This is a genomic window from Deltaproteobacteria bacterium, assembly GCA_016218975.1.
Taxonomy (GTDB): domain Bacteria; phylum Desulfobacterota; class Deferrimicrobia; order Deferrimicrobiales; family Deferrimicrobiaceae; genus JAENIX01.
In genome coordinates this window covers 1-15,364 of record JACRCO010000015.1, presented here as the reverse complement: position 1 = coordinate 15,364, position 15,364 = coordinate 1, and the positions used below count along the sequence as shown (strand labels likewise).

The window sequence follows — 15,364 nt, the reverse complement described above, 5'->3', positions numbered from 1 at the left end:
CGCGATTCCGGGAGAATGGTGGGATGGCGGCATCGTTGACAATTTCCGACGCGCTGCGGAAAGCCCCCCTGTTCGCGAATCTTCCGCCCGAGGACATGCGACGGGTGGAAGGGATCGCCTCCGTCAAGCGTTACTCGAAGAAGGAGTCCGTTTTCCGTGAGGGCGACCGCGCCGACGGGTTTTACGTCGTGTCGACCGGCAGGGTGAAGGTCTTCAAGTTATCGGCGGACGGGAAGGAACAGGTTCTCCACCTCATCGCCCCCGGTCAGTCTTTCGCGGAGGCAACGATATTCGAGGGCGGCGTCTATCCCGCGCATGCGGAGGCGCTTGACGACTGCGAGGCCATCTACCTGCCTAAACGCCAGTTCATCGAACTGCTGGAGAGGAACCCGCGGATCGCGCTGCGGATGATGGCTTCCTTATCCAGGTGGCTCAAGCGTATGACGGATCTCGTGGACAGCATCTCCCTGCGCGATGTAGAGACGCGCCTCGTCCGGTTCATATCGGATGAAATGAAGTACCGCGGCATACCGTTGAAAGACGGCGCCGTCTATGAGCTCGACATAAGCAAGAACGTGCTCGCCTCGCGCCTCGGCACGGTCCCCGAAACGTTCTCCCGCACTCTCAAGAAACTCCAGGACGAGGAAAAGATCAGCGTGAAGGGTAAGCAGATCCGCATTCTGGACGCGGAGGCCCTTTTTTCCCCTCTGGAGAACTGACCCGGTTTCCCTGCCAGACTTCTCTTTTCTTACATTCGGGCGCCGATTCTGAAAAAAATTCCCGATATGAGATGGTGTGGAAAAATTCTTCCTCTTCTGTAGCCTTTTTTTGCTTTATGCGGGAAATTGTTTGTACTTTACTTCCCCCGTATACGGATTGTCCCAAGGTTTTCCCAATAGAATCGGATTAATTCCGGCATTTTCACGCTGTGGCGCGGTACTTGCTACCCGGCTGCTACTGACGATTACGCGTGTATATCGCCACGGCGAGAGAAAACCGGAGGGATGGATGAAACGGAACCAGTTGACAAGAATCGTGTCGGCCGTTGCCGTTGTTTGTTTCATATGTATCTTGCATGCCGGCATCGTGAACGCGCAGCAGATCTACTGCACGACCGACGACGGGTTGAGCCTCGCCTCCATCGATCCCGCCACGGCCTACAGCACTGTCGTCGGCCCGTTCGGGAATCTCGCAATGGGTCTGGCCGTCGATAACTTCGACGGCACCCTTTACACGATCGTGGATTCATGCCTCGGCGGGTGCAATTGGCCCACTCAGCAGCTTGCCGTGGTCGACCCGCTGACGGGGCAGACTACCCGGATCGGGCAGCCGATATCGACCTGGGCGCTGGTCAGCTCGGCGATCCCCGCCCTGGAGGTAGGTAACGACGGCTACGTCTATGCGGGAGGAACGAACGGGTACTTCTACCGCATCGACAAGACGACCGGCCAGGCCGTTCTGCTTGGGACCGGCAGCGTAGACATGGTGATGGATTATGCGTTCGACGGCAGCGGCAGGCTTTGGGCCGTCGCAGGTCTTCAGAACGACATCTACACGATCGACCTTGCCACCGGACAGGCGACGTTCGAAAAGAGGATCAGCGGCGTCACCTCCGTGGGTTCCGGCATCATGGGAATCATGTTCGACAAGGACGACACAATGTACGCGACGAACATCGCACCCTATCCCGATGCGCATCTTTACAGGGTCGACACCGACGCCGCCGTCGCCACGGATCTCGGCATATTGAACCTGTCCCAGCCGCACGGGGGGGATATCCTGATCGCGATAAAGACGTGCGTGGCGCCGCCCGCCGGCCTCCTCGCCTGGTGGACGGGGAACGGCACCGCGGCGGACCAGACGGGGACGTACGACGGAACGCTCATCGGAGGAGCCTCCTATGCACGGGGCAGGGCCGGGCAAGGGTTCGCCCTCGACGGCGTCAACGCTTATGTAAACGCGGGCACGAGCGACACGTTCAATTTCAACAGCGGCATGGGCGACCTCTCGATCGCCGCCTTGGTGAAGGTGGCGGGCTATTCGCAGCAGGGGAACAACATCGTATCCAAGGGCGACGCGAGCCCCGACAACGGATGGTCCCTCCACGTGACGCCGGAAGGCGCGCTCGAGTTGACGGGAAACGGCCTGTATGCGCTTACCTCACCTGCGGGGACGATCACGCCCGCCATCTGGGCGCACGTGGCCCTCGTAAAGAGCGGTTCGACCGCCGCCCTTTACAAGAACGGCGTCCAGGTCGCCTCCATGGAATACGGGGATCTTCAGACCTCTTTCGAACCGTTGGCCTTGGGGCTCGGGCTGTACGGGACGCTGGACGAAGTTCAGATCTTCAACAGGGCCCTTTCTTCCTCCGAAATCTATTCCATCTACGATGTCGGCGGCGTGGGTCTGTGCATGATAGAGTTTCCCGACCTGTCCGTTTCCTCTCTGGGCGGCCCGGCGTCGGGCACTGCGGGGCAGTCGGTTTCTGTTTCGGATACGACGCGCAACAACGGTCGCGGGGCCTCGGGCGCTTCTACGACGCGGTACTACTGGTCCGCGGACAACGAGTACGGCAGCGGTGACGTTGAGCTTGGGAGCCGGGCGGTCCCGTCCCTGGCGTCGGGAGCTTCGAGCAGCGGGAGCGTTTCGCTGGCGATTCCGTCGGGTGCTGCTCCCGGGACGTATTACATAATCGCCCGCGCTGACGCAGACGGCGCGGTGACGGAGACGAACGAGGGTAACAACTCCGCGAGCCTTGCGTTCACCGTCGCGGCTGCCGGGACGGTGGATTTCACGTCCGGGACGAACCTGCCCTCCACGGCCAACGTGGCGGCCGGCTCGACGGTTACGTTCGCGGTGTACACGAAGAACTGGGGGACGGGTACGGCGGGTCCGTCGGTGACCCGGCTTTACCTTTCGACGGACTCGACGTACGGGTCCGGTGACGTAGAGCTTGGCAGCGTTTCGGTTCCGTCCCTTGGTCCCGGGGTCTACAACGCAACTTCGAAGACGGTGACGATCCCCGCGGGGACGCCGTCCGGCGCCTACTACCTGATCTCGCGCGCGGACGCAGACGGCGCGGTGGCCGAAAGCAACGAGACCAACAACGACAGGCCCCATCCGTTCACCGTGACGCCGTGACCTTTCAACGGTAGCGGCGCGCGAGATCGGCAGGAGACAGTGGAGAGGGCCCGGCCCGTCCGGGCCCTCGTTTCCCCCGGAAGCACATTTCCTGACATATAATGAACCATTCGGATCTTCAGGAGACCGATGACACGCGCTTTCAAAAGGCTTTCCCCCGCAATCCTCGCCGCCGCGCTGTGCCTTGCCATCGGGCTTGGGGATTGCAGTAGCGGGAAAAAAGGTGCGTCCGGCCTGGAGGCGGCGGGAACCTCGGTGCCGGAAAAGTATTACATCGAAAACCTGAGGAAGAAGGATTTCCCGGGAGGCCCCGTCCGGATCGTGAAACGCCTCGAATCGGCGGGCGCATTCGACAGGTACCTCATCGAATACGACAGCGGGCGGCTGAACATTACGGGGATGATGGATGTCCCCCGGGGCAAAGGCCCATTCCCGGTCGTCGTCCTGAACCACGGCCATTACGATCAGAAGAACTTCTCCCCGGGGCTTGGATTCCGTCAGGCGGCGGACGCTTTCGCCCGGAAGGGTTACGTCGCGGTGGGGTCCGATTTCCGAAACATGGGAGGCTCGGACAAGGGAGAGGATTTCTTCCAGCACCTGGGCTCTCTCGAGGACGTCCTGCGGTTGGTGGACGCGGTGAAGAAACTGCCGTACGTTGACCCGGAACGCATTGGAATGTGGGGGTACAGCGGGGGAGGCTGGCTGACGCTGAAATCGGCGGCGATCAAGCCGGAAATCAAGGCGATCGCGGTGCTCGGATCCATGAGCGCCGACGACAGGGACAATTACCTCGCACTGCAGAAGTGGCATCCCACAGCGCTCGCAGAGGTTGACAGGTTCGTCGGCAAGCCCGGCGAAAGCCCGGAAGCTTACGCGAAGTTGTCCGCCAAGAATTACCTGAAGGACGTTCCGGCCAGAGTTATCATCCATCACGGGGCGGACGACAAGGCCGTCCCGTTGCCGTGGGCCGAAAAACTGCGCGACAGGCTACGATCGGAAGGCAAGGTCGTGGAGATGTACGTGTACGAGGGGCAGGGGCACGTCCTCAAGGGACGCGCCTGGGACCTTTCGACGGAACGAACGATACGCTTTTTCGATAGATATCTCACGGAAGGCCTCAAGGAGCCCCGAAGATGAAAATCCTCCTGATCCAGCCCCAATCCAACCCGAGATCGAAGATATTCGACAGCTTCATACTCCATGAGCCGCTCGGGCTGGAGTATGTGGCGGCGGGTGTCCGGGACCATCACGACGTCCGGATACTGGACCTGCGACTCGAAGGGGGGCTCGAGGAAAACCTCAAGAGTTTCCAGCCCGATATCGTGGGCGTTACAGCATTCACGGTGCAGATGAAGAACGCGCTCGAAATCCTCAAGGCCGTGAAGCGGCACGACGGCCGGATAATGACCGTGGTGGGGGGCTATCATGCGACGGCGTCCCCGCGCGATTACGATGTTGATTGCGTGGACGTCGTGGTGATCGGCGAGGGGGTGTTCGCGTTCCGTGACATAGTGACGATTTACGAGCGGCGGAGGGAAATCCGACTCGACGACTTGGGGAACATACCCGGCATCGCATTCCGCAGCAACGGGAAGCTTCACTTCACCCCGTTCCGCGTTTATCCCGACGTCGACCTGCTTCCCATGCCTGCGCGGGAGCTGACGGGAAAGCACAGGAACGGGTACTTCAACACATGGATGAAGCCCCTTTCGATGATCAGGACGTCCGTCGGCTGCGCCTTCCGCTGCAACTTCTGCCTGCAGTGGAAGATGTCCGGCGGAAAGTACCACGCGAGGGACCCGCGGCTGGTCGTGGAAGAGCTGGCTTCGATCAGGGAGCCCTACGTCAGTTTCGCCGACGATGAGACGCTGCTGGACACGGCGAGGATGTCGAGGCTGGCGGATATGATCCGGGAGGCGCGCATCCGGAAGAAATACCGGTTTTTCGCGAGGGCCGACACCGTCGTCAGGCACCCGGATCTCATTCGGAAGTGGCGGGATATCGGGTTGTCGAGCCTCCTGGTCGGTTTCGAATCGTACAAGGACGACGATCTAAAGTTCCTGAACAAGAAGACGTCGACCAAGACCAACGAACAGGCCATACGGATATTGCAGGAGAACAAGATCGAGATCATCGCGGATTTCATCATCCGCCAGGAATACGACGAGGCGAATTTCGAGGAGCTGCGGGCATACGTGAGGAAGCTGAGGCTGACCAATCCCAAGTTCCCGATCCTGACGCCCTTCCCGGGCACGGACCTCTACGAGTCGATCAAGGAGCAGATCCTGACCGACGACTACGATCTGTACGATCTGAGGCATACGATCCTGCCGACGAAGCTGCCGGTGGAGAAATTCTACGAGGAAGTGAACAAGCTCAAGAACAATACCGTGAGCTACCGGGACAAGATAAGGAACCTGCGGAACCGGCCGGTCGACGAATGGCTCCCGGTGCTGCTGTGGACGGTAAAGAGCGAGCTCATCAAGTACAAGTTCGACTACCGCGCCGCCTGACGCCGAAATGAAGATTCTCTTGGTCCAGCCGACGACGCTCGATCGGAACGGCGGCCCCAACAAGTGGAAGCGGCCTTTCCTTCCCAACTACACGCTTCCGTACCTGTCGGCCTTGACGCCCAGGGGCGTGGAAGTCGAGATCGCGGACGAGAAGGTCGACTCGATCGATTTCGGCGGCGGTTACGACCTGGTCGGGATCAGCGCGCTGACCAGCCAGGCCGTGCGGGCATACGGGATCGCCGACAGGTTCAGGGAAGCGGGGATACCGGTCGTCATGGGGGGTATCCACGTTACCGCCCTTCCGGAAGAGGCGGCGCGCCATTGCGACGCGGTGGTGATGGGGGAGGCGGAGAATGTCTGGGTGCAGGTGCTGGAAGATGCCGCCCGGGGTCGCCTGAAGGGCGTCTATCGTGCGAACGGTTTCCACGACATGAAGGACCTGCCTGCCCCGAGGTTCGACCTGCTGAAGAGGAAGGACTTCATTTCCCCGTTTCTTCCTATCCTCGCGACCAAGGGATGTCCCCACGACTGCGATTTTTGCTCGGTCAGCAGGTTCTTCGGGAAAAGCTACCGTTTCCGGCCGCTGGAGGACGTCATCAGGGAGATAACCGCCTCCGGGGCCAAACGGTTTACGTTCGTAGACGACAACATCACCGCGAACCGGAATTACTCGAAGGAGCTGTTCAAGGCAATGATCCCGCTCGGGGTCCAGTGGCTCGGGCAGTGCACGATCAACCTGGGACGGGATCCGGCGCTCTGCCGGCTTGCGGCGGAAAGCGGCTGCTGCTTCATGAGCATCGGCATCGAAAGCGTCGATGAAGACAACCTGGCGAGCATCGACAAATCGTGGAACCGTGTGAAGGAATTTCCGGAGTTGCTTTCGAACATCCGCAAGAGCGGGATCGGCCTTGCGCTCAACATGATCGTCGGGCTGGACAACGACGACCGCGGCATATTCCGAAAGACCCTGCGATTCCTCATGGACAACCGGGCATTCACCCTCATCCTGAACACGCCCATTCCGTACCCGGGGACGCGGCTGGCCCAGCGCCTTGACACGGAAGGAAGGCTGCTTCACACGAACTGGTCCGGCTACACCCAGGGCAGCATCCTGTACACGCCGAGGCGGATTTCGGCCGGGGAGCTGGAAGCCGGCTACTGGTCGCTTCTCGACGATTTCTTTTCCTATCCGTCGATCGCGAGGCGTGCCTTGGGCCAATCGTGCCGAAACCTGCCGTACTACTTCAAGAGAAACCTGGATCTCCACATGTCCGTGAAGAGGCGGGTGTATTAGCCGATATTGCCTGCGGTTCATATCGGATGAAATGAAGCTGCGCGGTATCCCGGTGAAGGACGGCGGCGTGTAACGCTTATGAATCGCTGTTTACCGGGTGGTGAAAATCAACGGATGACTTGAATTTCGATTCCGGCGCCAAGCCCTTTCCATGCCTTGTCCGCGGTAACCACCGGCAATCCAAGCCGGATGCCCAAAGAGAGGCAGGAACGGTCGCCAAGCGAGAGTCCGCGGCGATGCGTCTTTTTCCACAGGTCCGCGGCAATCTCGGCATCTTCCGCGGTGAAAGGGATGATGTCGAGCCCAAGGGCTTCCATATCCGCGCGAAGTCCTTCCAGCCGGACACCGCGCGAAAGGCTCTTCTGAACCACCTCCGACCAGTTCACCGCGGACACGGCGGCCGCACCGAGGAGCGGCTCGACCTTTTCGCATCCGGCTTCTTCGTGCAGCGCGGCGAGAAGGGCAGAAGAATCCAGAACCACCTCACTCACGCTCCGCCTCCTTCCGGCGCTCCGCGATCAGTTCTTCCGCCATGTCAACACCTTTCGGCACCTTCGAATAGCGGGCCTTGAGACGGGCCAGCACGGTTTCGCGCTTCTCGATCACCAGGCGTCCTTCCTCAACCCGGGCCACAAGCCGCTGATCGGGCAACAGGGACAAGGCGCGCCGGATCGATGAAGGCACGACCACCCGTCCCTGCCGGTCGATCCGTACTTCTATGCGTTCCGCAGGCTTTGCCATATTTGGTCCTCCTATGGTGGCTAACTACAATTGTGCCATGTTAATATGAACATGGTAAATATAATTATCCATAATGTAAATAATACGATACCGGATGAGGGGAGATCATATGATCAAATGGCGCGAATGAAAAAGGGCGGAGAGGTTTCCCCCGCCGCCCCTCGTTTGATCGCCTGTGTAGATCGTCAGCTTTTCAGCCGTTTCCTCCCGATGCCGACCAGCCCGAGAACGCCGCTTCCGAACAAAAGCAGCGTGCCGGGAATAGGCACCGGCTGGTTCGCCTCGCTGTTGGCCCGAGCCCCGATTGTCAGATCATAGTTCCGGCCCGTATCAAGCTGTACTTCCCAAATTAGCGTGCCGCCGCCGTTTTGTAAAAAGGAAGTACTGCCATCTCCCAATAGCAATCGAGATTCCGGGCCGATGGCAAACTCATTTAGTTCAATATTTACAATGTACCCGGCATATATCGGGTATTCACCAATGTCCGCAACGGTTGTGTTGCCGGATAAAGAGTAGCTGTAATCAAGGGAAAAGGTATAAGTACCTGCCGCACCAACGTCGAACCTCCTGGTGGTCCAGCTGTTCCCTTCGCCGTATACTTGGTACGCGGCGGGATCGAAATCAATATAGGAATAGGAAAAATTCATACCCAGAATATTGGACTCTCCAACCGCATTGGCATACGCGAAAGTGTACTGGACTGGCGTGATGTTTGCGGTCGCTCCCTGCGCAGCGCCGTCTGTCCTTTCGATAGGTAGTCCCGAATATGTTAATGCACCGTTTCGGTAGGAGAACGCTTCTGCTCCCGTGAGAGTATACGGTTCAGATCCACCCCAGTTCACATTCCCCGCGCCGTTAACCGAAAGGCTCGAGACTGTGACCTCCGCATTGCTCCATATGTTGGAGGTGGCAGCCAGTGCAACGCCCGACCAGGTGAAAAAGATGCATGAAGCGACGGCGGCAAAGGCAATCCAGAACTTCTTCCCGTGCAGACCGGTCATGCCCCACCCCCCAAAATCAAGTATCAGTAATATTTATTGGGCAATAATATATTTTGTTATCTTAAATTGCAATTATCACGCCTGATTGAAGTTGATGTTATAACCGCTCTTGATGAAAGGACTTTTCCGGCTTCCCGGTTTGCGCACGCCGGAGGCATAGGTCAAATCCTTGCGTAATTTCGGTAACAATTTTCCGATTTTGGGGGAATCCGGCGCCGCCACGCCCATCTCTCTCACGTTGCCTGTCGTATCGCTCGGCGGTAATAAGCGGATATGGTCGGCCTTCTCCGCCCTGCGGTAAAGACCTTAATGAAAAAGGGCGGAAGGGATTTTCTCCCCCCCGCCCTTCAACACAATTCCGCTCCTGCGCCTGATTTACCGAAAACTCAGGAACGTCCCCGTTTGTAGGTAAAAGCTCAGGAACGTCCGAGTTTTTAAGAACGTCCCTGTTTTTAAGTTGGCGCCCTATTTCGCGGCGACTTTTTTCTCCATGGCGTCGGAGATGAGCTTGATTCCCTTGCGCGATTCCTCGACCGACTTCGTGAGCGACAGGCGCGCCGCGTCCGGGTTATGGAAGCCGTCGGAGTTCTCGGCGGTCCACCATTCCCAAAGAATGTGCGCCTTCTGGTGCTGCTCCTGGGCCTGCTTTATCGTTTCCGCGTCCACTCCCGCCTTCTTTCCTTCCACGATCTTGTCGATCAGCATCGACAGCCAGAACTCGGATTTGCGCAGCTTCCCCTTGATGTAGCTCTTGACCGAGTCGATCTCGTAGACGGCCTGCTCTTCCGAAAGGTTCGGATGGCATTTGGAAGTCAGGCACGTCTGCTTGATGTAGTTCCGCGGGCTGGTCTGCCAGTGCGAGGTATAGACCTGCCCCTGCGCGTTCTTCACCTTGGGCATGTGGCAATCCTGGCAGCTTGCTCCCGCCTTGTCGTGACGCGAGTTCCAGAACGTCTCCGCCTCCGGGTGCTGCGCCTTCCACAGGAGCCCGCCCGTCAGCGTATGCTTGAAATCCCGGAACCCCAACGCGTTGTAGTGATCGTAGATCTGGAACACGTCCTTGAACGGGAAGTGGTTCGTTCGCCGGTCGGCAGCCTTGATAGAGTATTCGCCGGTCTTCGGGTCGAACCCCGGGTTGCAGTTGTATTCAACGTGGCACTGCCCGCACTGGAGCTTCGAATCGTATTTTTCCAGGAGCGCGATCTTGCGGAACCCGCCGCGGAAATCCTTCACGTCGATCTTCGTCGCCTTCGGGTCCTTGTGCCAGAGCGTGTCCTTCTCGGGCCGGGTAAGCGCCTGGATCAGCCCGTCGCGCACGATTCGCGGCTTCGCCGCGTGAGGATCGTGGCACATGAAGCAGTTCATCGCGTTGGAGAGGTCCTTGGCTACCTCCACGACGTTGGAGGAGCGGTCCCACTTCGCCTTCGGGTCCTTGTCCCCCATGAATTTCCATTTCAGGATCTGGTCCTGCGTCTTGCACTGGAGGCAGGTGGGGTTGGCCGCCGGCGCGCTTTCCGGGATGAACGCCTTGTGCTCCTTCGATTCCGGGTAGCGGTCCTCGAGGACATCCCACGCCTTTGCGACGCCCGGCACGGCCACGTACGACCATCCCGTCTTCGACTGGAAGCGCCCGCCGTACGCCCGGTCCACGATCAGGTGGTCCACCAGCATGAACTTGTGGCTCCGGGGGGCGGCATGTTCCTTCGTGAAGCCGTGGCCCATCATCAACTTGTCCCAGAAGGGATTGGGCGACCGCTCGGTGAGTAGCGATTTTTCAACGCGGGCCGGTTTTTTCAGGTTCAGAGTTCCGAAGCTTTCATACTGGTCCCTGTGGCAGCCGCCGCACGCTTCGAGGTCCACCCTCGTGACGGGCCTCTTGTCGCTGTCCGCAAGGTGCTCCGCGGTGCCGCTATGGCACAATCCGCAATTGACGCCGGCGTGCTTGCCTCCGGTTTTGAGTTCCTTGATCTCGTCGTGGCACTCGAAACATTTCTCTTCCTTGACAGATTCGTTCGCCTTGGCCGCCGTTTTCGCTGGCGCATGCTTGTCGGCCATCGCGGTGCCCGACATAAGATACGCCACTGCGCCCGCCAGCAATGCAATCGTCGCCAGCACGGTCCTTTTCATCCCGCCTCCCTCCTTCGATTGGTTGGGTGATTCCTCGCTGCAACCTGTTTTCCTTATGTGGAATCGTGCAGTGAGATGCGAACCGCGCCTATGTGTACCATACGATTATTCCCGAATGAAGTATTGCGCAAGAGATATGCTGTATACTTTGATCCCGGTCAATTTTCACGCGTCTTATCGAAATTTTCCGCGGTGAGGCCGTGGATTCCATGCAGTCACCCATCTTGGGGAATATTTTACCTAAATGATGTATTCCTGATATACATTACTATGCAGTAATATTTATTTTTAAGTAGTAAAGTATTGATATTTATGCATATTCGCCACGCCCTTTTTGCCGGTATTTGTTTTGCATGTACTTGTTGCGTAAGTATCTGAAAATAAAAAGAAATTGGTTACCCTTATCGTTTGACCGGGGGTCACGCAGGCATACGAATACCTGGAAAGAGGGGTGGGGATGAGAAAAAAATCTTTTAATACGGTGCTGTTCTCTCTTGCCGCGATCGTTCTGGCCACGTTTCCTGCCAGCGTCCTGGGCGCGACATATCTATATCCCTGGGACACGGGTTCATCCGTTTCGATTGTGGATGCGGACCCGCCCGGCTCGCCCACCAACACCGGAAACGACATCACGAAGGCCTGGTATGCATACGGCACGGAGGGCAGCACGGGGTACCACTATTTCCGCATGGATCTGTCCGGCGTCCCCACTTCCGCGAACGCGTGGAACATGTACGGCATGTACATAGACTCGAAGCCGGGCGGCGCAACCTCCGCCGACATCCACATTCCCTTCGCCGACGGCGTCATACCGCCTGCGGCCGGCATCGACATGATCATATTCAGCTTCATCAGGGGCGGGGCCGCCTCCGGAATGGCCCTCCAGTGGGATGAGGGCCTCGTTGCATGGAAATTGGTGAACTTCCAGTACTCGCCGGATGCCAACCTCCTGGCGCAGAACTCCATGAACGGCGGGAAAACCCTCGAATGGAGGTTCCTCGATTATCCCTCATCCGACTGGCGGTACATCAATACGCCGTTCTCGTTCTGGGGCGGAATCATGCTGGCCCCCGGCATCGCGCCGGTAAAAACGACCTACGACGTCACCGGCCAGGTAGTGACCCCGATCCCCAACGCAGCCTGGTTGATGGGGGCAGGGATCATCGCACTCGTGGGGCTGAAGAGGAGGAAGCCAAGGCAGTAAGTTCCCGAATTCGACAGGAAGAGCTCAGGCGATAGCGCGGCGGCAAGATCAAGGGAGGCGATGATGAAACGTAGCAAGTTGTTCATGATGCTGTTTGCCCTCGCGGTTTTCGGGGCGTTTTTCATTCCTCTCCAAGTCTATGCCGTCACGGTTCCAACCGGTCTGCCCGCCTATTACCCGACCGTCCTTGTGGGCAACACAACTGGCGCCTCCGATTCACTGGTCCTGGGAATTCCGGATGACTCCTACATAAATATGAAGAAGGATGAATTTGTCATCTACGATTTTGGTTCTAACCCTATCCTCAATCGTGCCGGACAGGATTTCAACGTTTACCAGTGGGATTTAGACGGAGATAATTCCGGTAATGCCAACATTCTCGTCAGTTCGGACGGGACAACATATTTTAATATTAATGGCTCGAAGGATTCCAAGATCGACCTCCAATGGGATGAAGCGCATGAAAATGCAGACCATGCGAAATCTTACGATATAAGTATTGCCGGCCTTTCTTCAGCGCGCTATCTGAAAATTGTTGGTGTACAAAATCCGTTCAACCTGGATGCGGTCGGAGCGGTTGTCCCCATCCCGGGCGCTGCATGGCTCATGGGAACGGGTGTCGTCGCGCTCGTCGGCATGAAGAGGAGGAAGTCGAACAAATCCTGAGAGCGCCGACCGATAGGCGCAGGGCAATATATTCGTTGTCCAATGACGTAATGTGTCCCGCGTTTGTAAAGCGGTGAACAGAAAGGGGGGCACATGAAACGGAACATCGGTATTTATTTCCTTTCCGGCATATGCATGATGTTTCTTGCGGCGGCCCTGCCGGGAACGGCTTCTTCCATCACCGTCCAGAACTATTCATTTGAGACCCCAGTTTACTCCGATGGTGGGGGCGGCATTTCCGGAGCAATTGATGGATGGATAGGCGCCAGGTCCAGCGGGGGGGAATGGAGTATCAGCAGTATAAGAAATCCATATGCGACGGATTACACCAGTGCATACGATGGTTCTCAGGTGGCATTTTCGCGAAGCAATGTGATGGATACTGTAGGATTCGTATCTTCCTTTTACCAGGATCTGGGCGATGTTCTGACGGCAAACACGACTTACAGACTGAGGGTCGATATCGGTAACCCCGGTAGTGCCTCTTTTGGCGGTTACACTGTTCAATTGATGACCGTCGAGGGGAATTCCGTGCTGGTGCAAGATATCAACACTCTGGCGCCAGCCGACAAGCAATTTTTAATCTCGGACATTTTTTACACGGCCCTTGCAAGCGATACCAACCTGGGTAGGCATTTGCGGATCAACCTCATAAGCCTGGGCTCGCAAACCGACTTCGACAACGTCCGCCTCGATGCCGCCCCTGTACCGATCCCCAATGTCGCATGGTTATTCAGCTCCGGCGTCGTAACACTTTTCGGCCTCAAGCGGAGAAGGCCGAAGCTGTAGTCTTCCGTGAACGCCGTCATAAGTTTGAGCATAAAAGTCCATACTTCGTGAAACTTATTCATCCATTATTGTGCAGTAATATTTCCTTTTAATCTGAAAATTGTTGATTTAAATGGAATTTTAATATTATGAATATAGCGGCATTTAACTTGCAGGATATAATACGGAATAACCACTCATAAATAAAAAGGAAATCATTACTGACGTCCAACCATATCGCATCTTGAAAAATAGCAGTCGGCAACAGGGGGGTGGGCATGCATTATTCAGTAAAGCGACTGACGGTTCTTGTGTGCATCCTTTCGTTATTCGCTTTCTCGACTCCCGCAATGGCGGCGCTTTTTAACGGCTGGGGTTCCACGGCGAATATTACCGACCCCACCGGCGATGCCGTTGGCGGCGGCAGCGGGACGGACATCACCGCAATCTGGTATGCGCTAAGCGGCGGAAACAACTATTTCCGCATGGACTTGGCAGGTGACGTTACAGCCTCGAACCACGCAAACCTTTATCAAATCAATATAAGCGACGGGCAGACGGCTTACACGGTGGCATTCGATTTCGCCAGCCAACTGTATACCGGCGCTGCTTTCATTCCGTCAGGCGGCACGCCCCAATCGGTGTCGTACAGCATAGACGGAAACATGCTGCAGTGGGCAATACCGACGACGCTTCTTTCCGGGCCGTTTTCTTTCTTTGGACAAACGATCACGGGTACCACGACGAACGATTCCGCCACCGTCCCCATCCCCAATGTCGCCTGGCTCATGGGAGCCGGCGTCGTCGCACTCGTCGGCCTCAAGCGGAGAAGGCCGAAGCCTTAACAATCCTGACGTAAATTCACGGAAGGGCAGGATCCCGGCCGATCTTGTCTTTTCGTCTTGCGCAGCGAATCGAGGCCGACGAAGCGACGCAACGGAAGCTATTGCACGGGCCGGGCAGTTTCATCGCAATACCACATGTCGAGAATGAAAAACCACCTTTCGTTTCCAGCCCCTATGGGCGGTAGCCTGTGCACAGCCGCAAACACCGGAACCCTTGATCCACGGTGCATTTAATCATTACCCCGCTTAACACCGCATTTGCCTACGTCTATTTATTGTAGATACCCAATGGATACGAAGCCTTGAGATCCCGCGTCCGCAGGTGGGGGAACAGCCTCGCGTTGAGAATTCCCAAATCGTTCGCGGAGGAGATCTCCCTGTCGGACAACTCCCTGGTGGATATAAGGGTCGTGAACGGAAGAATCGTCGTGTCTACCGTCGAGGATCCGTCGGTCACTCTCGATTTCCTGCTGGATGGCGTGAACGAGCACAACCGGCACAGGTCTACCCCCGAGGAACAGGAAGAAGGATCCGGTTGATTCCGAACGTTTTTCGTCCGGTGACAGGTGGAAGGCCTCTGCGCAGCATCCTTCGTCTCATGTCGGGCACATGTCGGTGTCGCTATACAACAATACAATGCTGTTTAGTAGCACTCACTGCTGTCCGGTTAAGAACCGAATAGATTCAACTGGTTATCGGTTTGAGCCATGATTTCTTGCCTTAATGCCTTGGTAACAAGTTGAATTATATCGGTTTTCTCGAACAGGTTTACTTCCACGATTTGAAGTAGCGTATGGAGGCTTGGTTGCAATTTCAGGCGCTTCTTTGCAATGGCTACGAGAAGGTAGACGATGATGGCCACCCAGACCTGGGTCTTCACAGCGTTGGCCGAAGTGCCGTAGAAGGACTTGATCCGCAGATGGCCCTTGATCCATTTGAAGAACAGTTCCACCTGCCACCGCTGCTTGTAGATATCGGCGACGGTCTTCGGAGAGACGGAGAAGAGATTGGTCAGAAACACGAGGCGCCGATGGTTCTCCCCGTCGTAGAAAGCGACGCGGCGC

The 15,364-nt window shown here is 57.1% G+C and carries 16 protein-coding genes; 10 read left to right on the top strand and 6 right to left on the bottom strand.

All coding sequences use genetic code 11. The features are described from left to right. The first annotated feature begins 23 nt into the window (after positions 1–23). The 5 genes from HY896_02275 to HY896_02255 all read left to right on the top strand — a co-directional run bounded on the left by HY896_02275 (position 24) and on the right by HY896_02255 (position 6,948). Entirely contained in the window at positions 24–719 is a 696-nt protein-coding gene (locus HY896_02275; GenBank protein MBI5575172.1) for a Crp/Fnr family transcriptional regulator, read from the top strand. 289 nt (positions 720–1,008) lie between these two features. Then, complete coding sequence (locus tag HY896_02270) at positions 1,009–3,141, top strand: hypothetical protein (GenBank protein ID MBI5575171.1); 2,133 nt, start codon at positions 1,009–1,011, stop codon at positions 3,139–3,141. A gap of 129 nt (positions 3,142–3,270) precedes the next feature. Then, positions 3,271–4,278 carry an alpha/beta fold hydrolase gene (locus HY896_02265; GenBank protein MBI5575170.1) on the top strand — a complete coding sequence of 336 codons (1,008 nt, stop codon included), beginning with the start codon at positions 3,271–3,273 and terminating at the stop codon, positions 4,276–4,278. After that, complete coding sequence (locus tag HY896_02260; protein ID MBI5575169.1) at positions 4,275–5,654, top strand: cobalamin B12-binding domain-containing protein; 1,380 nt, start codon at positions 4,275–4,277, stop codon at positions 5,652–5,654. Before HY896_02265 ends, HY896_02260 begins: the two co-directional genes overlap by 4 nt. A gap of 7 nt (positions 5,655–5,661) precedes the next feature. After that, entirely contained in the window at positions 5,662–6,948 is a 1,287-nt protein-coding gene (locus HY896_02255) for a B12-binding domain-containing radical SAM protein (protein ID MBI5575168.1), read from the top strand. Between the two features lie 107 nt (positions 6,949–7,055). On the opposite strand, the gene HY896_02250 is transcribed toward HY896_02255, so the two are convergent. The 5 genes from HY896_02250 to HY896_02230 all read right to left on the bottom strand — a co-directional run bounded on the left by HY896_02250 (position 7,056) and on the right by HY896_02230 (position 10,817). Beyond that, positions 7,056–7,439 carry a type II toxin-antitoxin system VapC family toxin gene (locus HY896_02250; GenBank protein ID MBI5575167.1) on the bottom strand — a complete coding sequence of 128 codons (384 nt, stop codon included), beginning with the start codon at positions 7,437–7,439 and terminating at the stop codon, positions 7,056–7,058. After that, the gene (locus HY896_02245) at positions 7,432–7,689 is read right to left on the bottom strand and encodes an AbrB/MazE/SpoVT family DNA-binding domain-containing protein (GenBank protein ID MBI5575166.1); all 258 of its coding nucleotides are present in this window, start codon (positions 7,687–7,689) and stop codon (positions 7,432–7,434) included. Before HY896_02245 ends, HY896_02250 begins: the two co-directional genes overlap by 8 nt. A gap of 185 nt (positions 7,690–7,874) precedes the next feature. After that, entirely contained in the window at positions 7,875–8,690 is an 816-nt protein-coding gene (locus HY896_02240; protein MBI5575165.1) for a PEP-CTERM sorting domain-containing protein, read from the bottom strand. Positions 8,691–8,765: 75 nt separating this feature from the next. Further along, positions 8,766–8,918 (bottom strand): hypothetical protein, encoded by a 153-nt coding sequence (locus HY896_02235; GenBank protein MBI5575164.1) that lies wholly within the window; start codon positions 8,916–8,918, stop codon positions 8,766–8,768. 237 nt (positions 8,919–9,155) lie between these two features. After that, positions 9,156–10,817, bottom strand: coding sequence for an ammonia-forming cytochrome c nitrite reductase subunit c552 (locus tag HY896_02230; GenBank protein ID MBI5575163.1), 1,662 nt, complete (start codon positions 10,815–10,817; stop codon positions 9,156–9,158). Between the two features lie 457 nt (positions 10,818–11,274). Between HY896_02230 and HY896_02225 the strand changes: the two genes are divergently transcribed. The 5 genes from HY896_02225 to HY896_02205 all read left to right on the top strand — a co-directional run bounded on the left by HY896_02225 (position 11,275) and on the right by HY896_02205 (position 14,839). Then, complete coding sequence (locus HY896_02225) at positions 11,275–12,021, top strand: hypothetical protein (protein ID MBI5575162.1); 747 nt, start codon at positions 11,275–11,277, stop codon at positions 12,019–12,021. A gap of 63 nt (positions 12,022–12,084) precedes the next feature. Continuing rightward, on the top strand, positions 12,085–12,687 hold the full coding sequence (locus HY896_02220; GenBank protein MBI5575161.1) for a hypothetical protein: 603 nt from the start codon (positions 12,085–12,087) through the stop codon (positions 12,685–12,687). A gap of 93 nt (positions 12,688–12,780) precedes the next feature. Beyond that, positions 12,781–13,476, top strand: a complete 696-nt coding sequence (locus HY896_02215; GenBank protein ID MBI5575160.1) for a hypothetical protein — start codon at positions 12,781–12,783, stop codon at positions 13,474–13,476. Between the two features lie 257 nt (positions 13,477–13,733). Further along, a complete protein-coding gene (locus HY896_02210; protein ID MBI5575159.1) occupies positions 13,734–14,300 on the top strand; it encodes a hypothetical protein in 567 nt (188 codons plus the stop codon). 302 nt (positions 14,301–14,602) lie between these two features. Then, entirely contained in the window at positions 14,603–14,839 is a 237-nt protein-coding gene (locus HY896_02205; protein MBI5575158.1) for an AbrB/MazE/SpoVT family DNA-binding domain-containing protein, read from the top strand. A 128-nt stretch (positions 14,840–14,967) separates the two neighbouring features. Here the strand turns inward: HY896_02205 and HY896_02200 are convergent. After that, on the bottom strand, positions 14,968–15,364 hold a 397-nt coding region (locus HY896_02200; protein MBI5575157.1), incomplete at its 5' end, for a transposase.

Excerpts from the sequence above, each read along its gene's own strand:
- HY896_02240 (MBI5575165.1), bottom strand. The coding sequence starts at position 8,690 with ATGACCGGTCTGCACGGGAAGAAGTTCTGGATTGCCTTTGCCGCCGTC.
- HY896_02245 (MBI5575166.1), bottom strand. The coding sequence starts at position 7,689 with ATGGCAAAGCCTGCGGAACGCATAGAAGTACGGATCGACCGGCAGGGA.
- HY896_02220 (MBI5575161.1), top strand. The coding sequence starts at position 12,085 with ATGAAACGTAGCAAGTTGTTCATGATGCTGTTTGCCCTCGCGGTTTTC.
- HY896_02225 (MBI5575162.1), top strand. The coding sequence starts at position 11,275 with ATGAGAAAAAAATCTTTTAATACGGTGCTGTTCTCTCTTGCCGCGATC.
- HY896_02255 (MBI5575168.1), top strand. The coding sequence starts at position 5,662 with ATGAAGATTCTCTTGGTCCAGCCGACGACGCTCGATCGGAACGGCGGC.
- HY896_02215 (MBI5575160.1), top strand. The coding sequence starts at position 12,781 with ATGAAACGGAACATCGGTATTTATTTCCTTTCCGGCATATGCATGATG.
- HY896_02275 (MBI5575172.1), top strand. The coding sequence starts at position 24 with ATGGCGGCATCGTTGACAATTTCCGACGCGCTGCGGAAAGCCCCCCTG.
- HY896_02230 (MBI5575163.1), bottom strand. The coding sequence starts at position 10,817 with ATGAAAAGGACCGTGCTGGCGACGATTGCATTGCTGGCGGGCGCAGTG.
- HY896_02265 (MBI5575170.1), top strand. The coding sequence starts at position 3,271 with ATGACACGCGCTTTCAAAAGGCTTTCCCCCGCAATCCTCGCCGCCGCG.
- HY896_02235 (MBI5575164.1), bottom strand. The coding sequence starts at position 8,918 with ATGGGCGTGGCGGCGCCGGATTCCCCCAAAATCGGAAAATTGTTACCG.
- HY896_02270 (MBI5575171.1), top strand. The coding sequence starts at position 1,009 with ATGAAACGGAACCAGTTGACAAGAATCGTGTCGGCCGTTGCCGTTGTT.
- HY896_02210 (MBI5575159.1), top strand. The coding sequence starts at position 13,734 with ATGCATTATTCAGTAAAGCGACTGACGGTTCTTGTGTGCATCCTTTCG.
- HY896_02260 (MBI5575169.1), top strand. The coding sequence starts at position 4,275 with ATGAAAATCCTCCTGATCCAGCCCCAATCCAACCCGAGATCGAAGATA.